Below are 16,263 nucleotides of genomic sequence, written 5' to 3'. Positions count from 1 at the left end.
GGGACCACGATCGGTTCACGAGAGCGCGTTCGCGCCCAGCGGGGCGATGGCGCACATCACCGCAGCGGCCCGACCCCATCGAAGGTCGCCGCGGGCGGATTTCCCACTGATGACTGACGACGGGCCATCCCTGTGGCGGCGGCTCAGTCGCGAAGGAGTGTGAAGAGGGATGACCACCCTGTCGGAACGGATATCGCAGTCCGCCTTCGATGGCTCACGACTGCGGGTCATTCTGCTGCTGGACCTCCACGACGGAGCCCAGAAGCAGTTCCTTGAGGCGTACGAGCACATGCGCAACCACGTGGCCTCGGTGCCCGGCCACATCAGCGACCAGCTCTGCCAGTCGATCGAGAACCCCTCGCAGTGGCTCATCACCAGCGAGTGGGAGAGCGCACCCCCCTTCCTCGCCTGGGTCAACAGCGAGGAACACGTGGAGACCGTCCAGCCCCTGCACAGCTGTGTGCGGGACACCCGCTCGCTGCGCTTCAGCGTGCTGCGCGAGACCGGACAGCCCTTCGTCGCCACCCACCCCGCCGCCCGGGCCGGGCTCCAGGCCGCACCCCGCGTCGGTGAAGGCGTGGTGCGCCACGCCCTCACCTTCACCGTCAAGCCGGGCAGCGAGCAGGCCGTCGCCAAGATCCTCGCCGGCTACAGCTCACCGGCCGCCCGCGTCGACGAACACACCCGGCTGCGCCGCACCTCCCTCTTCATGCAGGGCAACCGCATCGTGCGCGCCATCGAAGTGCAGGGCGATCTGATGGCCGCGCTGCGCCATGTCTCACGACAGCCCGAGGTGCGGGCCGTCGAAGAGGCCATCAACCCCTATCTGGAGCAGGACCGGGACCTGGACGACCCCAACTCCGCCCGGCTCTTCTTCACCCGCGCCGCGCTCCCCGCCGTCCACCACGTGGCAGCCGACGGCCGCAGCGGCGACGAGGTCAACCGGCACGCGCTGTTCTACCGGGCCAAGGCCGACTGCGGGCTCGCGGTAGCCCGGTTCCTCGCCCAGCAGGACGAGGTGGCCGCCGACGATCCCCGCAGCCCGGTGGCGAGCAGCACCGTCTTCCAGCGCGACGACATCGTGGTCCGGCTGATCGACGTGAGCGGACCGCTCACCGGCAAGCCGTCGCTGGCCCTCGGGATCCAGGGCCACCGCAAGGCGGCGACCCTCGCGCGGCTGCTCATCGGCGGCGAACGCGTCGCCGACGGCGACGAAGCGAAGATCTCCCGCTTCCTCCGCGACGCCGACATGCAGCTCATCACCGACCGCTATGCCCCGCCCGAGTCCTGACCCCGCCCGGCTCCGCGGCCGGCCGAACCCGCCCGCGGCCAACTGGAGGAACGAGAATGACCACGCACAGCCCACGCATCGTGGACCTCAGCGAGACCCTGCCCAACACCCGCCGCGGAGGCGATCTGCGTGCCCTGCTCACCCCCACCGCGGTGGGAGCGACCAGCGGGTTCATGGGTCTGGCGATCGTGCAGCCCGGTGAGCGCATCGCCGAGCACTACCACCCGTACTCCGAGGAGTTCATCTATGTGGTGAGCGGCCTCCTCGAAGTGGACCTGGACGGCGAGACCCACAAGCTCCGCCCCGACCAGGGGCTGCTGATCCCGCTCAATATGCGGCACCGGTTCCGCAACGTCGGCAATGTTGAGGCGCGCATGGTCTTCCACCTCGGCCCGCTCGCGCCCCGCCCCGAGCTGGGCCACGTCGACACCGAGGCGCCCGAGAGCACATCGGCCGTCGACGAAGGCAGGCCACCGGAACGGTCCGGGGCGGTCTCATGAAGCGGCGGGTGGCGGTCACCGGGGTCGGTGTCGTGGCCCCCGGCGGTGTCGGCGCCCCGGCGTTCTGGGACCTCCTGGAGAACGGGCGCACGGCCACCCGGGGCATCACCCTCTTCAACCCGGAGGGCTTCCGCTCCCGCATCGCCGCCGAGGTCGACTTCGACCCCGACGCCCATGGACTCGACCCGGTCGAAGCGGCCCGCTCGGACCGGTACATCCAGTTCGCGCTGGTGGCGGCCCGGGAAGCGATACGCGACGCGGGGCTCGACCCCGAACAGCAGGACGCGTGGCGCATCGGTGTGTCATTGGGAACCGCGGTGGGCGGCACCACCCGGTTGGAGCACGACTACGTCGCCGTGTCCTCGCGCGGGGAGCGTTGGGACGTCGACCACCGCCCGGCCGGTCCGGACCTGCACCGCGCCTTCTCGCCCAGCACGCTCGCCTCCGCGGTCGCCGAACAGATCGGTGCGCACGGCCCGGTGCAGACCGTCTCCACCGGCTGCACATCCGGGCTCGACGCCGTCGGATACGCCTTCCACACCATCGAGGAGGGCCGCGCCGACATCTGCATCGCCGGCGCGTCCGACTCGCCGATCTCCCCGATCACGGTCGCCTGCTTCGACGCCATCAAGGCGACCTCGCCCAACAACGACGACCCCGCCCACGCATCACGGCCGTTCGACGCCAACCGGGACGGGTTCGTCATGGGCGAGGGCGGTGCGGTCCTGGTGCTGGAGGAGTTGGAACACGCCCGCGCCCGCGGTGCCACCGTGTACTGCGAGATCAGCGGGTACGCCACCTTCGGCAATGCGTACCACATGACCGGACTGACCCCCGAGGGGCTGGAGATGGCCCGCGCCATCGACACCGCCCTCGCCCACGCCCGGATCGACAGTTCGACCATCGACTACGTCAACGCGCACGGCTCGGGCACCAAACAGAACGACCGTCACGAGACCGCCGCGGTCAAGCGCTCCCTCGGCGCGCACGCCTACGACACGCCCATGAGCTCCATCAAGTCGATGGTGGGGCACTCATTGGGCGCGATCGGTGCGATCGAACTCGTCGCCTGCGTCCTCGCGATGGACCGTCAGGTCGTACCGCCCACCGCCAACTACGAGACCCCGGACCCCGAGTGCGATCTGGACTACGTCCCGCGCACCGCCCGGGCCAGGAAGCTGCGCAATGTGCTCTCCGTCGGCAGCGGATTCGGCGGGTTCCAGTCCGCGGTCGTCATGACCAGGCCCGATGGGAGGGCACCATGAGCGGCTCCCGTACGCAACGCGATCCGGGGCGCCGGGACGCGGTGATCACCGGCATCGGTGTGATCGCCCCGAACGGAATCGGTGCCGACGTCTTCTGGAAGTCCACCCAGGAGGGCATCAACGTCCTGGACCGGATCACCCGCGAGGGATGCGCGGACCTTCCGCTGAAGGTGGGCGGCGAGGTGCGCGACCTGGACCCGGGCACCATGGTCGAGGACCGGTTCCTCGTCCAGACGGACCGGTTCACGCACTTCGCGATGGCGGCGGCCGACCTCGCCCTGGCGGACGCCAGACTCGGCCGCGCGGACTACGAGGACTCGCCGTTCGACGTCGGCGTGGTCACCGCGTCCGGCTCGGGAGGGGGCGAGTTCGGACAGCGCGAACTCCAGGAGCTGTGGGGCAAGAGCCCCCGGTTCGTGGGTCCGTACCAGTCCATCGCCTGGTTCTACGCGGCCAGCACCGGCCAGATATCCATCCGCGGCGGCTTCAAGGGGCCCTGCGGGGTGGTGTGCAGCGACGAGGCGGGCGGTCTGGACGCGTTCGCCCATGCCGCGGGCGCCATCGCCCGGGGCACGGACGCGGTCGTCGTCGGCTCCGCTGAAGCGCCCCTCGCGCCGTACTCGGTCGTGTGCCAACTCGGCTACGAGGACCTGTCCACCAGCGACGATCCGGCCCGGGCCTACCGGCCCTTCACCCGGGACGCCCACGGTTTCGTACCGGCCGAAGGCGGTGGGATGCTGGTCGTCGAAGAAGCCGAGGCGGCTCGGCGCCGGGGTGCCCGCCCCCGGGCCCGCATCGCGGGACACGCGGCCACCTTCACCGGCCCCTCCCGCTGGGAGGAGTCGCGGCAGGGTCTGGCGAGGGCGATCCAAGGCGCGCTCGCCGAAGCCGACTGCGCCCCCGAGGAAGTGGACGTCGTCTTCGCCGATGCGCTCGGAACGCCCGCAGCGGACCGGGCCGAAGCCCTCGCCCTCGTCGACGCGTTGGGCGAGCACGGCCGCCGAGTGCCGGTGACCGCGCCCAAGACCGGCATCGGGCGGGCCTACTGCGGGGGTCCGGTGCTCGATGTGGCCGCCGCGGTCCTGGCCATGGAGCACGGTCTCGTCCCTCCCACACCGAACGTCTTCGACGTCTGCCATGACATCGATGTCGTCACCGGCCGGGCCCGTCGTGCACCCCTGCGCACCGCCCTGGTGCTCAGCCGGGGGCTGATGGGGTCGAACGCCGCGCTGGTCGTGCGGATCGTCGACACCGCCTGATCCACGAACGGGTGCACAGCCCGACCACGCCACACCCGAAGGAGAACACCCCATGTCTGAGGCACTGACCCCCCAGGAACTCGCCGCGCTCATGCGCAAGAACGCCGGAATAGCCGTCGAGCCGGACCACCTGGCGGACAACCTCGACTCGCGCTTCGACGCCTACGGCCTGGACTCGCTGGGCCTGCTCGGCATCGTCGCCGCACTGGAGAACCACCGCGGCGCCTCGATGCCGGCCGATGCCGAGAAGTGCGCCACCCCGCGGGAATTCCTCGCACTCGTCAACAACACCCTCACCAAGAGCGGAGCCTGAAGTGCCCGGACACACGGAGAACGAGATCACTGTCGCCGCACCCCTGGACCTGGTCTGGGACATCACCAACGACCTGGAGAACTGGCCCCAGCTCTTCAGCGAGTACGCGTCGGTCGAGGTGCTGGAGCGGCAGGGGGACACCACCACCTTCCGACTGACCATGCACCCCGACGACAACGGCAAGGTGTGGAGCTGGGTCTCCGAGCGCACCCCCGACCGGGCCAGCCGCACTGTGCGGGCGCGTCGGGTGGAGACCGGCCCGTTCCAGCACATGGACATCCACTGGGAGTACACCGAGGTGCCCGGCGGCACCCGGATGCACTGGCGGCAGGACTTCGCCATGAAGCCGGACGCCCCCGTCGACGACGAGTGGATGACCGACAACATCAACCGCAACTCCAAGATCCAACTCGCCCTGATCCGGGACAAGATCGAGCAGCGCGACCGGGAGCGTCGTACGACGGCCCCGGCCGCGGGCTGAACCGGTCGGAAGGGCAGGACGAGATGGCCGACACCACGCACCGCACGCTGATCGTGGCCAAGATGGCCCCGGACTCGGCGGACGGCATCGCCTCACTCTTCGCCGAGTCCGACGGCGGCGAACTGCCGCACCTCGTCGGTGTCACCCGGCGCAGTCTGTTCCAGTTCGGCGATGTGTATCTGCACCTGATCGAGGCGGACCGCCCACCGGGCCCCGAGATCGCCAAGGTGACGGACCACCCGGAGTTCCGCGGGCTGAGCGACCGGCTCACGGCGTACATCAGCCCGTACGACCCGGAGACCTGGCGCAGTCCCAAGGACGCAATGGCCCGCCAGTTCTACACCTGGACGCGCGGTTAGTGCCGTGCCTGCAACGCCCGGTGCCCCGGACCCTGCACGAGGGTCCGGGGCACCGGGCGTTGTGTCGCATCGCGCCGCAGGGCGTTCACACGGTGGACTCGAACGCATGGAGGTAGGCGTTCACCGGACGCACCACGAGGGGAGCGAGTCCGGCCTGGGTCATCCGCTGCACCAGGGACTCCCTGGTGTGCTTGGCCCCGCCCACGTTGAGCAGCAGCATCAGATCCATCGCGGTGGTGAACTTCATCGACGGCGTGTCGTCGACGAGGTTCTCGATCACCACCACCCTGGCTCCCGGACGCGCGGCCTCCACCACGTTGCGCAGGGTGCTGCGCGTGGATTCGTCGTCCCACTCCAGGATGTTCTTGATGATGTACAGGTCGGCGTCGATCGGGATCTCGCGCCGGGCGTCACCGGGCACCACCGTGACCCGGTCGGCCAGCGTCCCGCCCTCGCGCAGCCGCGGGTCCGCCTTGGCCACCACGTCGGGCAGGTCGAGCAGACTGCCGCGGACGTTCGGGTGCTTCTCCAGCAGACTGGCGAGGACATGGCCCTGACCGCCGCCGATGTCGGCGACCGAGGTGACGCCCGTGAGGTCGAGCAGTTGGGCGACGTCGTCGGCTGACTGGCGGCTGGAGGTGGTCATCGCCTGGTTGAACACCTGCGCGGACTCATGGGCGTCCTGGTGCAGATACTCGAAGAAGCCCTTGCCGTAGAGCTCCTGGAAGACGATGTCCCCCGTGGCCACGGCTTCGTCGAGACGCGGCCAGGCGGCCCACGTCCACGGTTCCGTGCACCACAGGGCGATGGCGCGCAGGCTCTGGGGATCGTCCTCACGCAGCATCCGTGACATGGGGGTGTGGCCGAAGGTCCCGTCGGGGCGCTCCTCGAAGATGCCGTAGCAGGACAGTGCGCGCAGCAGTCGGCGCAGCGGCCCGGGTTCGACGTCCAGGGCGGTGGCGAGCTTCTCGGCCGCCACCGGTACGTCGTCGAAGGCGTCGGCGACCTTGAGCCGGGCTGCGGCCCGCACGGCGGCCGAGACGGCTGCGCCGAAGACGAGTTCGCGCAGTCGCATGGCCGGGGGCGGGGTCGTCCCGGTGGATGCGGGTTGGTCGGGGCGGGTGCTCAGCGTGGTCATCAGCACATCCCTGCGGGCTCGGAGGACTGGCAGACGTTGCCGGTGAAGGTGTTGCCGCTGCCTTCGCCGCGATGGACCAGATCGGCGGTGGTGTTGCCGCGTACGTCGTTGTGTTCGATGGTGTTGTCGGTGTTGGTGGCGCCCACCATGCTCGGCACCAGGACGATGCCGCCGGACATGGGCTGGGAGCCGATGTTGTCGCGGACCTCGTTGCCGCGGATGACGCTCGCCTCGGAGCCGGTCAGGACGATGCCCGAGCCCTGGATCGCGGGCAGCCTCGGGGTCGCGGGGCAGAGCTTGTTGTTCTTCTCGACCGTGTTGCCGAGGACGGACATCGCGCCCGCTGCGGGCTTCGACTCGTCGCCGACGATGAACAGGCCGGCGCAGTTGGCGGAGATCTCGTTGGCGCGGACGGTGAGGTTGCGGACCCGTCGTACGGTGATGCCGATGCGGTTGTCCGAGAGCCGGTTGTCCGCGATCAGGGTTCCGCCGGTGTCGGTGGCGCCGCCCTCCGCGTCGATGGCGTTGGCGACGAAGATGCCGGCGTCGCCGTTGCCGGTGGCGGTGTTGTGACGGAAGACGGCCCGGGTGGAGCGCTGTTGGGCCAGCCCCCAGACCCCGTTGTCCCGGGCGGTCACCTCGCGGACGTTGAGGCCGTCGGTGCGGGAGGCCCACAGGCCGTGCTGCGGGAAGCCGGTCACGGTCAACGACCTGATGGATACGTCCGTGAGGTCTTCTGTGGTGGTGCCCACCACGCAGATGCCGTGGCCTGCGCAGGGACCGCTGGTGTCGGCCGCGGCGGGCGGTGAGATCACGGTCTTCGTGCCCGAGCCGCGCAGGGTCACCCCTGAGGTGGTGATCCGTACGCTCTCGCGGTAGGTGCCGGGGAGGACGTGGACGGTGTCGCCGGGGGAGGCCGCGTCCAGGGCCGCTTGGATGGACTCGCCCGCGCGCACGAGGTGCGGGGCGGCCGAGGCGGCCGTGGGCGCTGCGGCGACCAGGCCGGAGAGCAGGGTCGCCGTCACCCCCACAACACAGGCGATCTGTCGCTTATGCCGTTTATGTTGTTGCGTCATGAGCCGAAGCTATGGGCGATCATGACCACTCGCCACAGGGGCGGGGCGGATGGATGGGTTCGGTCCCCGAAGGGGTGGACGGCCCTGCCCGCGTACCGCTTCGCAACCCGTGGGTCCGCCTGTACGGACGGACCCACGGGCCGCCGACGGGTCAGCTCCGGGGAGCCAGTGCACGCACCGCGCGCACGAGTTCCGCGTTGTCCGCCGCACGGCTGCCGTCGGGCAGTTCCGTACCGTCCTCGAAGCCGATGCGCGCCTGGCAGCCGTCTTCCTTCGCCGCCTCCACCAGGGGCCACACCGTCGCGGCGTCACCGTGGTACAGGATCGGGCAGGTCACCCCCGCCTCCTTGATCCGGGCGGCCATCGCCCGGGCCGCCACGACCGCCTCGGTCGGGTCCTCCTCGACGGGCTCGATCAGGATGCGCACGTTGTCGTGGAGCGTGGGCGAGGCCAGCAGCGCCGGCACGTCGTCCATCGTCCACACCGCGCTCTCCAGCACCATGCCGCGCTCGACGACGAGGGACGCCGTCTCCGTGGCGCCCTCCTCGCTGAAGGCAACCGAGGCGAAGTCCGGCAGGACGGTCCAGGACTTGACCAACTCGTAGCGTTCCTCGGGGCCCGAGCAGGTCCACAACCCGGTGGTGGTCCCGACGACGGCGTCCGGGGCGACGGCACGGATGGCGGCGAGCACCTCGGTGAGTGCGTCCGGTCGGATGGTCTGTCCGCCGTCCGACTCGCGTACGTGCAGGTGGACGACGTCCGCACCGGCGGAGATCACCGCGAGGGTGTCAGCGGCGATCTCCTCCGGGGTGACCGGGACGGCCGGGTGCTCGGACTGCAAGCGCCCGCCGTTGATGGCGGCTTTGAGGAACACGATGGGCCTTTCGGATGTGGTTCTGGGTGGTTCTCAGCAGGTCAGACGGATGCCTGAAGGCGCCGCACCGTTTCGGTGGCACCGGTGAGGGAGCCCAGCGGCTCCCCCTCCCACAGCTGTGCGATCAACTCGGGCTCCTCGGCGTCATCGGTGATCGCCTCGTCGACGACGGCGGCGAGCCGGGCGACGGGCGCGATGATCAGGCCGTTCGCATCACCGAGCACCACGTCCCCGGTGTGGACGGGCACGCCGCCGACGGCCACGGGGGCGCCGAGCGCGCCGTCCGCTATGCCGTGCAGTTTGGTGGTCAGGGGGGTGCGGCCGTAGGCGTACACGGGCAGTCCCACCCGGCGCAGGGCGTCGATGTCGGTGCACAGCCCGTCCACCACGACGCCCGCGGCGCCACGGGCGGCCAGGGCATTGACGACGACCTCGCCGAGGGGAGCGTGGCGCCGGTCGCCACCGCAGTCGACGATCACCACGTCACCGGGTCCGACCAGCCCGGCCACGTGGTGCAGCAGGGTCGAGTCGGTGGCGGTGATGCGGACGGTCACGGCTCGGCCGACCAGCTTGTCGGTGCCCGCCTGCCGCTGGAGCGAAGGGTCGCAGAAACCTTCCTCCAGGTAGTGGCCCAGGGTGGGGAAGTCCACCTGGCGCAACTTGTCGAGGAGTTCGGTGCGCTCGGCGTCGAGCGGTCCGGGCAGTTCACGAATGTCGAGTGGCATGGCAGGGGTCACCTCGGTCCGATGATGATGCGACGGTTGCGGAGGACCGGCAGGACGGTACGGGCCCGGTCGATGCGCTCCTTGTCGGCGTTGACGACGAGCAGCGAGCGCTCCTCCTCGCCGAGCGCGGCGCGCACCACGCCGAGCGGGTCGACGGCCATGCTCATGCCGATGCAGTCGGGCGTGGTCAGCGAGGACGCCACCACCCAGCAGGTGTTCTCGATCGCCCGGGTGCGCACCAGGGTCGCCCAGTGGTCCTCCTTGAGCGGACCGCGGACCCAAGCTGCCGACACGGCGAGCAGATCCGCGCCCATCTCGATCAGCGACCGGGTGAACTCGGGGAAGCGGACGTCGTAGCAGTTGACCAGCCCGACGTTGAAGTCTCCGATGCGGACCACGACGGGCCCGGTGTCACCGCGCTGGACCTGCCGCGACTCCTGGTAGTTGAAGGCGTCGTAGAGGTGCATCTTGCGGTAGAGCCCGAGCACCTCGCCGTTCGCGTCGACGGCGGCGATGGTGTTGTACGGGAGTGCCGTACCGCTGTCCTCGTAGCCGGGCGCGATGATCGCGATGCCCTGCTCGGACGCGATGCGCGCGACGCCTTCGAGGAAGCCCGGCCAGTGGGCCTCGGCGAGCTCCCGCAGGGGGGTGTCGCAGGCGTCGGAGGGGATCATCGCCTCTTCGGGGAAGACGATGAGCTCGGCACCCTGCTCGGCCGCCTCCCGTGTCATCTCCTCGATGACGACGAGGTTGGCCGCCGCGTCTGCGGTCGGGGCGAACTGTGCTGCGGCGACCTTCACGGTCGTGCCTCCTTGGTCAGGGGCGGGGTGATGGGGGCCGTCGTCGGGTTCTCGACGGTCGGGCGGACTGCCATGGGGGAGGCTGCCGAGGGGAGTGCCCCACGGCTCGGCGGGCGGTTCATCGATCCAGCACCCGGGAGCGCGCGGGGTCCCAACCGACCCACACCGGATCGCCGACGGCGAGGGAGCTGCGGTCGGCGCCGCGGGCCTCGGCGATGAAGTCGCTGCCGTCCGAGAGGGTGAGGTGGTACCGGGTGGCGTTGCCCAGGTAGACGATCTGCTGGAGCGTGCCCGGCAGGCTGATCGGCTGCCCGGCGAGGTCACCCTCCGCCCGTGCCAGCCGTACGTTCTCCGGTCGGATCGCCAGATGGACCGCGGTGCCGTCGGCCACGCCGTGGTCGCCCGGCACCGCGAGGTTGCCGAGCCCCTCCACTCCGAGCCGGTCGCCGCCGAGCGTGCCGGTGAGGAAGTTGGAGGTGCCGATGAAGTCGGCGACGAACCGGGTGGCGGGACGCTCGTAGATGGCTTCGGGGCTATCGACCTGGAGGACCCGACCACCGTCCATGATCGCGATGCGATCGGACATGGTCAGCGCCTCCTCCTGGTCGTGGGTGACCGTCACGAACGTGACTCCGACCTCGCGCTGGATCTTCTTCAGCTCCAACTGCATCTCGGCCCGCAGCTTCTGGTCCAGGGCCCCGAGCGGCTCGTCGAGCAGCAGCAGCGAGGGGCGGCCGATCAGCGCCCGTGCGATCGCGACCCGCTGGCGCTGGCCGCCGGACAGCTGGGAGATGGAACGCTCCCCATACCCCTCCAGCCGGACCAGGGCCAGTGCCTCGGTCACCTTCCGGGAGATGTCCGCCTTCGGGTGGCTCCGCCGCACCTTCAGTTCGAAGGCAACGTTGTCGCGCACATTGAGGTGCGGGAACAGGGCGTAGCTCTGGAACAGCATGTTGAGGTCCCGCTTGTGCGGCGGTACGCCCGTCGCGGGGACGCCGCCGAGTTCGACGGTGCCCTCGGTGGGCACCTCGAAGCCGGTGATCATCCGCATCAGGGTCGTCTTGCCGCAACCGGATGGGCCCAGGATGGAGAAGAACTCGTTGCGCCGAATGTCGAGGGTGACGTCCTGGACGGCGGGGGTCCCGGCGAACGTCTTCCCGACCCCGGTGAGCCGTACCGCCGGTGTGTCCTTCTCCGGGGGCGCCTTCTGCGGCGCGTGTGTCGATACCGTCATGTCAGGACGCCTTCACCTTGGTCCAGCCCTGCTGGAAGTGCTTCATGGCCTGGCCCGGGTCGAGCAGGAAGTCCGCGTTGGCGATGGACTCGTCGGAGGCGTAGATCGCCGGGTTCTCCAGCGTCTTCTTGTCCTTGATGAAGTCACGGGCCTTGGCGTTGGTGCTCGCGCTGCCGCCGTCGTCGGTGGCCATCGCGGCGATCTCGGGCTTCAGTAGGTAGTTGATGAACTGGTAGGCCGCATCGGTGTTCTTGGCGCCCTTGGGGATCGAGAGGCCGTCTGTCCAGATGGAGCCGCCCTCTTCGGGGATGACGTAGTGGACGTTCGGGTTGGCCGCCACGACCTTCGCCATCGCCGTACCGCTCCACGCCTCGGCGGCGCACGCCTGGCCGGTGGAGAGCAACTGCGGGTAGTTGGTCGAGTTGTAACCGGCGAGCATCTTCTTCTGCTCGGTGAGGGCTTCGGTGGCCTTCTTGATCTCGCCCTCATCGGTGCTGGTGGCACGGGAACCGGTCACCTGGAGGCCCGCGATGTAGGCGGCCAACATGTTGTCCAACATGTAGACCTTGCCCTTGTACTTCTTGTCGAACAGCGTCTTCCAACTCGTCGCCGACGGAATGCACTTGTCGTTGTACGCGAAGCCCGTGGTGCCCCAGATCCAGGGGATGCTGTACTTGTTGCCCTTGTCGTACGACGGGTCGCGGAACTTCTCCGCCAGGTTGTCCAGGCCCTGGATCCGCGAGTGGTCCAACGGCTGGATCAGCTTCTGGCCGATGAGCTGCTGCACGCTGTACTGGCTGGGCTCGATCAGGTCGTACGCGGCCGAGCCCGAGCTGAGCTTGGCGGTCATGGTCTCGTTGCTGTCGAACGTGTCGAGGGTGACCTTGATGCCGGTCTCCTTCTCGAACTTCTGCACCACGGTCTCGGGGATCTCCCCGGCCCAGGCGTAGATGTTCAGTTCCTTGCCCCCGCCGCCCGCGGAATCGGAGTCCGAGCCGCCGCAGCCGGTGGCGACCAGAGCGGTGACGGTGGCGATGGAGGCGGCCAGGACGGTTCGCCGAAGAGTTCTTCCACGCATGACGGGATGCCTTTCACTGGAATTCCGGGGCCGGGGGAGGGGAGCGGTGCGAGGGGTCACGAGCGTTCGCCGCCGATGAGGACACGGCGCATCTGACGCATTCCGACCCCGAGGATGATCAGCAGGGTGAACAGCACGAGCAGCGTGCCCAGTGCGTTGATCTCGGGCGTCAGACCGCCCTTGAGCATCGAGTACACCCGCAGCGGGAGGGTGGTGCTGCCGACGCCGTTGGTGAACGTCGACATGACGATGTTGCCGAAGGAGATGGTGAAGCAGAGCAGCCAGGCGGCCAGCAGGGGCTGGCGCAACAGCGGCAGCGTCACCCGGCGGAACGCCTGCCAGGCGTTGCAGCCGAGGTCGGTGGCCGCCTCCGCGAGGGAGGAGTCCAGGGCGTTGTAGGCGCCGAGGACGATCAGGGCCGCGTACGGCAGGGTGACCACGAGGTGGCCCAGGACCAGGGTCGTCATGCCCAGGTCGGCGCCCATCGCCCCGAAGACCGACAGCAGGGCCACGCCCAGCACGATCTCGGGAATGATCAGCGGGAGGAAGAGGCTGCCGGAGAACAGCGCCTTGCCCTTGCCGCGCAGCCGCGCCATGCCCATGGCGGCCAGCAGCCCACAGGCGGTGGCGAGCGTCGCCGAGATCAGGGCGACTTCGGCGCTCACCCTCAGGGCGGCCAGGAGCTCGGTGTTGTCGGCGAGCTTTCCGTACCAGCGGGTCGAGAATCCGGCCCACTTGTAGGTGATCTCCGAGTCGTTGAAGGAGAGCACCACGACGACGATGATCGGGATGTAGAGGAAGGCGATCACACCGCGGGCGAGCCAAGCGGTGACGGTGTCCAGGGCGTGCTTCATGCCGCCTTCCTCCTCAGGCGTCGGGCGGCCAGTCCGAACACCGCCATGGAGGCGACCATCAGCACCAGCAGGATCACGGAGGCCGCGGCACCCATGGGCTGATTGCGGAACTCGGTGTACAGGGTCACGATCAGGTTGCCGACGAGTTGGTCGCGTCCGCCGCCCAGCAGTACGGGGATGACGAAGACGCCGAGGGTCGGGATGAAGGTCAGCAGCGCCGCGGCGAGCATGCCCGGTCGGGCGATGGGCAGCAGCACCCGGCTGTGCACCCGCCACCAACCGCAGCCGAGGTCACGGGCGGCTTCGCCGAGTGAATTGTCCACACCGCGCAGGGAGGCGTAGATCGGGAAGATCGCGGTGGGGAGGAAGGCGTACACCAGACCGATGAAGGAGGCCCCCTGGCTCGGGATCCACTGGGTGGGGCCGCTGGTGAAGCCAATGGCGTCCGTGAGGCTGTTCACCGGGCCGCCGGGGCTGAGCAGGTTGATCCAGGCGAAGGTGCGGACCAGGAAGTCCGTCCAGAACGGCAGGATGATCAGCAGGAGCAGCAGCATCTGGCGCTGGGGCGGCCGGCTCGCCAGGTAGTACGACACCACGTAGCCGAGGACCAGACAGACCATGGTGTTGAGCGCTGCCATGCCCAGGCTGTAGCCGAAGACCTTGAGGTAGATCGGGTCGAGCAGGTCCTGGTAGTTCGCCAGGGTGAAGCCGCCCTGGATGCCGCCGTAGGAGTCGGCCGACGCGAAGCTGTTGCGGACCACCAGCAGCAGCGGGACGAGGACCAGCCCCACCACCGTGAGCCCGGCCGGCGCGAGGAGGGCCGTCGTCACGACGGCCTTGCGGGCACGCGCCTCCTTTCCGGGAGCGGGCCGCTTGGGCTCGGTCGCCGGGGAAGCGGGCGGCTGCGCGGTGGCGACCGTCACCGGGACGTCCGGTCGGGGGGAGGTGTGGTGTGCATGCGCTGGTCTCCTTGTCCGGGGCGGGTTGGGGTGGACACAGCGTCCGGTAGCGGACGACTCCCCGGATAGATGAACAAGCGACGAATCCCGTGGAAAGCGAGGTGTATTTCCACGCATCTCGTAGTCGGTAGGTAAATCGGCATGAGTGGGCGATGATAGATGGAGCTAGCACATATCTCTGTCGGGCCCGACCCACCCCCGGGTCCACCCGGCGGCCGTCCGCTCGGAGGTGCCCGGTGATCGACGACCTCGATCGGCAGATCATCGACCAGTTGCGCGTGGACGGCCGCCGCTCCTTCGCCGAGATCGGCCGTACGGTCGGACTCTCGGAAGCCTCCGTGCGCGCCCGCTACCAGCGGCTCCAGCGCAAGGGCATCCTCCAGGTGGTGGGGATGACCGATGCGGTCAGGATGGGCGAGATGGAAGTGCACCTGGCCGTACGGGTGCACCACATCCCCGTCGCGCTGGTCGCCCGGGAACTCTCCCGGATGCCGGAAGTGCGCTACGTGGCCTCCTGCGTGGGGCCCTACGACCTGATCGTCGACGTGCGCTGCCGGGATCTCGAACACCTCGCGGAGCTCCTCACCGAGCGGGTGCGCCGGGTGAACGGGGTCGCGCACGCGGAGGCGCTCACCGTCCTTGAGGTGCTCAAGGACTCCTATCTGTGGGCCGGATTCCGTGAGGTGCCGGTCCGCCCGGGGGAGCGGATCATCCCGAGCTAGCTTCGGCGGCGGTGGCCCGCAGGTCCGGCTTCGGGTACGCGCGACGGCTCCCGGAAGCGGACGGCACCCTCTACGACTGGTACCTGCGCGATCTCTCGCCCGTCCCGGGATCGTGCTGACGGGGATCGACCGCCGGAGACGTCCCATGCGCTGCCCGGTCGATCAGAGCGGCGGCTCGTCCTCGCTGACCCGTTGGCCGACGGCGCTGGCCAGACCGCTCCACGAGTAGTCCTTGAAGAGTTCGAGCAGCAGGAGGACCTGCACCCGGGAGACCCCGGGGAGCATTCGGATGTCATCGAGGAGCTGGACCAGTTGCGCCTGGTCGCGGCAGGTCCCTTCCAAGAAGATGTCCTGACTCCCGGCGACCAGTGCCACATGGTTGATCATCGGCATTCCGGAGAGGGTCTTGGCCACGGCCCGGGGCGTGAGGTCGCGGACGCGGATCATCAACCGCACCGACTGGTGCCCCAGGGTCAGCGGATCGCACAGGGCGACGATGCGCAGCACACCGCTCTCCTGGAGGCGGGCCACCCGCTGCCGAACCGTCGCCTCGGAGACGCCGACCTCGCGCGCCAGGACGGTGTAGGGCGTCCGGCCGTCCCGGGTGAGCGCCTGCATAATTTTCTGGTCGACACCGTCTATCACACCCCCAACCTTGACATGCCGGTCAAAAGTGGCGAAGGCGGTGTCCTGTCACATGGTCGAACCCCTGGTCACACGGGGTGTCGCCGTAGGGGCCCGCCCTCCGTGTCAGGGTCCTGCTCCTGCGCGCCGGGGCGTGCGACTGTCCTCGCGCCCTGGGCGCCGGTAGATCTGATGGCTTCGTCCCCGTGGGCGCCCCGGCCCACCCGTTGGAGGAGCATGTCATGAGCCTGACCATTCGACCCCGGCTGATCGCCTCGCTCGCCGCCACCGCTCTGGTCGCGCTGGGCGTCAGCGCTCCCAGTGCCGCCGCGCTGCCCCAGTCCACCAGGACGTTAGTGGTGGAGTGGGCGGGTGCGTCCCCCTCTCCGATCCCCGCCGGCTTCGGCACCCTCACCGTCGGGGGGACCTACACCTGTACCGGACCGACCGGAAGCACCATGCCCGTCAGCTTCACCGCGTCCCAGTTCATGCCCTTTAGCATGTCGTCTGGTTCGGGAACCCTGCCGTGTGGACCCGGGGTGGTCGACGCACCCTGGGAGCTCACCAGCTATCCCAGTTGGGACGTCCACAACGGGTACACGTCCGTACTGGTCGGGTACGACGAGACGGGATTTTCCTCGGGCCAGTTCACCGCCTGAGAGGGCGGGGCCAAAAGCGGGATGCGGCGGCAGGGGCGGGCTTTGCGCCCGC

The 16,263-nt window shown here is 69.4% G+C and carries 19 protein-coding genes; 9 read left to right on the top strand and 10 right to left on the bottom strand.

Annotated elements, in window-relative coordinates; translation table 11 throughout:
• Positions 1-169 precede the first annotated feature (169 nt).
• Genes ABZ348_RS14135 through ABZ348_RS14105 form a run of 7 tightly spaced genes read left to right on the top strand, consistent with a single transcriptional unit; the run spans position 170 to position 5,468 of the window.
• Complete coding sequence (locus ABZ348_RS14135) at positions 170-1,291, top strand: SchA/CurD-like domain-containing protein (RefSeq protein ID WP_358932705.1); 1,122 nt, start codon at positions 170-172, stop codon at positions 1,289-1,291.
• Positions 1,292-1,347: 56 nt separating this feature from the next.
• Positions 1,348-1,791, top strand: a complete 444-nt coding sequence (locus ABZ348_RS14130; RefSeq protein ID WP_358932703.1) for a cupin domain-containing protein — start codon at positions 1,348-1,350, stop codon at positions 1,789-1,791.
• Entirely contained in the window at positions 1,788-3,056 is a 1,269-nt protein-coding gene (locus ABZ348_RS14125) for a beta-ketoacyl-[acyl-carrier-protein] synthase family protein (RefSeq protein WP_358932701.1), read from the top strand. The genes ABZ348_RS14130 and ABZ348_RS14125 overlap by 4 nt, the downstream gene beginning before the upstream one ends.
• Positions 3,053-4,315 (top strand): beta-ketoacyl synthase N-terminal-like domain-containing protein, encoded by a 1,263-nt coding sequence (locus ABZ348_RS14120; protein ID WP_358932699.1) that lies wholly within the window; start codon positions 3,053-3,055, stop codon positions 4,313-4,315. The genes ABZ348_RS14125 and ABZ348_RS14120 overlap by 4 nt, the downstream gene beginning before the upstream one ends.
• A 52-nt stretch (positions 4,316-4,367) precedes the next feature.
• Positions 4,368-4,628 (top strand): acyl carrier protein, encoded by a 261-nt coding sequence (locus tag ABZ348_RS14115; RefSeq protein WP_358932697.1) that lies wholly within the window; start codon positions 4,368-4,370, stop codon positions 4,626-4,628.
• Position 4,629: 1 nt separating this feature from the next.
• Positions 4,630-5,109, top strand: coding sequence for an SRPBCC family protein (locus ABZ348_RS14110; protein ID WP_358932695.1), 480 nt, complete (start codon positions 4,630-4,632; stop codon positions 5,107-5,109).
• A gap of 23 nt (positions 5,110-5,132) precedes the next feature.
• The gene (locus ABZ348_RS14105) at positions 5,133-5,468 is read left to right on the top strand and encodes a TcmI family type II polyketide cyclase (RefSeq protein ID WP_358932693.1); all 336 of its coding nucleotides are present in this window, start codon (positions 5,133-5,135) and stop codon (positions 5,466-5,468) included.
• Between the two features lie 85 nt (positions 5,469-5,553).
• On the opposite strand, the gene ABZ348_RS14100 is transcribed toward ABZ348_RS14105, so the two are convergent.
• From ABZ348_RS14100 to ABZ348_RS14060, 9 genes are all read right to left on the bottom strand, one after another.
• Positions 5,554-6,606, bottom strand: coding sequence for a methyltransferase (locus ABZ348_RS14100; protein ID WP_358932691.1), 1,053 nt, complete (start codon positions 6,604-6,606; stop codon positions 5,554-5,556).
• Positions 6,606-7,682, bottom strand: a complete 1,077-nt coding sequence (locus ABZ348_RS14095) for a right-handed parallel beta-helix repeat-containing protein (RefSeq protein WP_358932689.1) — start codon at positions 7,680-7,682, stop codon at positions 6,606-6,608. Before ABZ348_RS14095 ends, ABZ348_RS14100 begins: the two co-directional genes overlap by 1 nt.
• A gap of 151 nt (positions 7,683-7,833) precedes the next feature.
• Positions 7,834-8,556: a 3-keto-5-aminohexanoate cleavage protein gene (locus ABZ348_RS14090; RefSeq protein ID WP_358932687.1), complete on the bottom strand. Its 723-nt coding sequence runs from the start codon at positions 8,554-8,556 to the stop codon at positions 7,834-7,836.
• A 41-nt stretch (positions 8,557-8,597) separates the two neighbouring features.
• The gene (locus tag ABZ348_RS14085) at positions 8,598-9,281 is read right to left on the bottom strand and encodes an RraA family protein (RefSeq protein WP_358932685.1); all 684 of its coding nucleotides are present in this window, start codon (positions 9,279-9,281) and stop codon (positions 8,598-8,600) included.
• 8 nt (positions 9,282-9,289) lie between these two features.
• Positions 9,290-10,081, bottom strand: a complete 792-nt coding sequence (locus tag ABZ348_RS14080) for a carbon-nitrogen hydrolase family protein (protein ID WP_358932683.1) — start codon at positions 10,079-10,081, stop codon at positions 9,290-9,292.
• Positions 10,082-10,199: 118 nt separating this feature from the next.
• Positions 10,200-11,315, bottom strand: a complete 1,116-nt coding sequence (locus ABZ348_RS14075) for an ABC transporter ATP-binding protein (RefSeq protein ID WP_358932681.1) — start codon at positions 11,313-11,315, stop codon at positions 10,200-10,202.
• Between the two features lies 1 nt (position 11,316).
• The gene (locus tag ABZ348_RS14070) at positions 11,317-12,393 is read right to left on the bottom strand and encodes a spermidine/putrescine ABC transporter substrate-binding protein (protein WP_358932679.1); all 1,077 of its coding nucleotides are present in this window, start codon (positions 12,391-12,393) and stop codon (positions 11,317-11,319) included.
• Positions 12,394-12,449: 56 nt separating this feature from the next.
• Positions 12,450-13,247 (bottom strand): ABC transporter permease, encoded by a 798-nt coding sequence (locus ABZ348_RS14065; RefSeq protein WP_358932677.1) that lies wholly within the window; start codon positions 13,245-13,247, stop codon positions 12,450-12,452.
• The gene (locus ABZ348_RS14060) at positions 13,244-14,170 is read right to left on the bottom strand and encodes an ABC transporter permease (RefSeq protein ID WP_358932675.1); all 927 of its coding nucleotides are present in this window, start codon (positions 14,168-14,170) and stop codon (positions 13,244-13,246) included. The genes ABZ348_RS14065 and ABZ348_RS14060 overlap by 4 nt, the downstream gene beginning before the upstream one ends.
• Before the next feature lie 272 nt (positions 14,171-14,442).
• On the opposite strand from ABZ348_RS14060, the gene ABZ348_RS14055 reads away from it, so the two are divergent.
• The gene (locus ABZ348_RS14055) at positions 14,443-14,928 is read left to right on the top strand and encodes an Lrp/AsnC family transcriptional regulator (RefSeq protein WP_358878431.1); all 486 of its coding nucleotides are present in this window, start codon (positions 14,443-14,445) and stop codon (positions 14,926-14,928) included.
• A 162-nt stretch (positions 14,929-15,090) separates the two neighbouring features.
• Here the strand turns inward: ABZ348_RS14055 and ABZ348_RS14050 are convergent, their stop codons facing one another.
• Positions 15,091-15,573 (bottom strand): Lrp/AsnC family transcriptional regulator, encoded by a 483-nt coding sequence (locus tag ABZ348_RS14050; protein ID WP_358932673.1) that lies wholly within the window; start codon positions 15,571-15,573, stop codon positions 15,091-15,093.
• A 221-nt stretch (positions 15,574-15,794) separates the two neighbouring features.
• On the opposite strand from ABZ348_RS14050, the gene ABZ348_RS14045 reads away from it, so the two are divergent.
• On the top strand, positions 15,795-16,211 hold the full coding sequence (locus ABZ348_RS14045) for a hypothetical protein (RefSeq protein WP_358932672.1): 417 nt from the start codon (positions 15,795-15,797) through the stop codon (positions 16,209-16,211).
• The last annotated feature ends 52 nt before the right edge of the window (positions 16,212-16,263 follow it).

The sequence above is a fragment of the Streptomyces sp. NPDC005963 genome, assembly GCF_040638655.1.
Lineage (GTDB): Bacteria > Actinomycetota > Actinomycetes > Streptomycetales > Streptomycetaceae > Streptomyces.
This window is presented reverse-complemented; position numbering and strand designations above follow the sequence as displayed.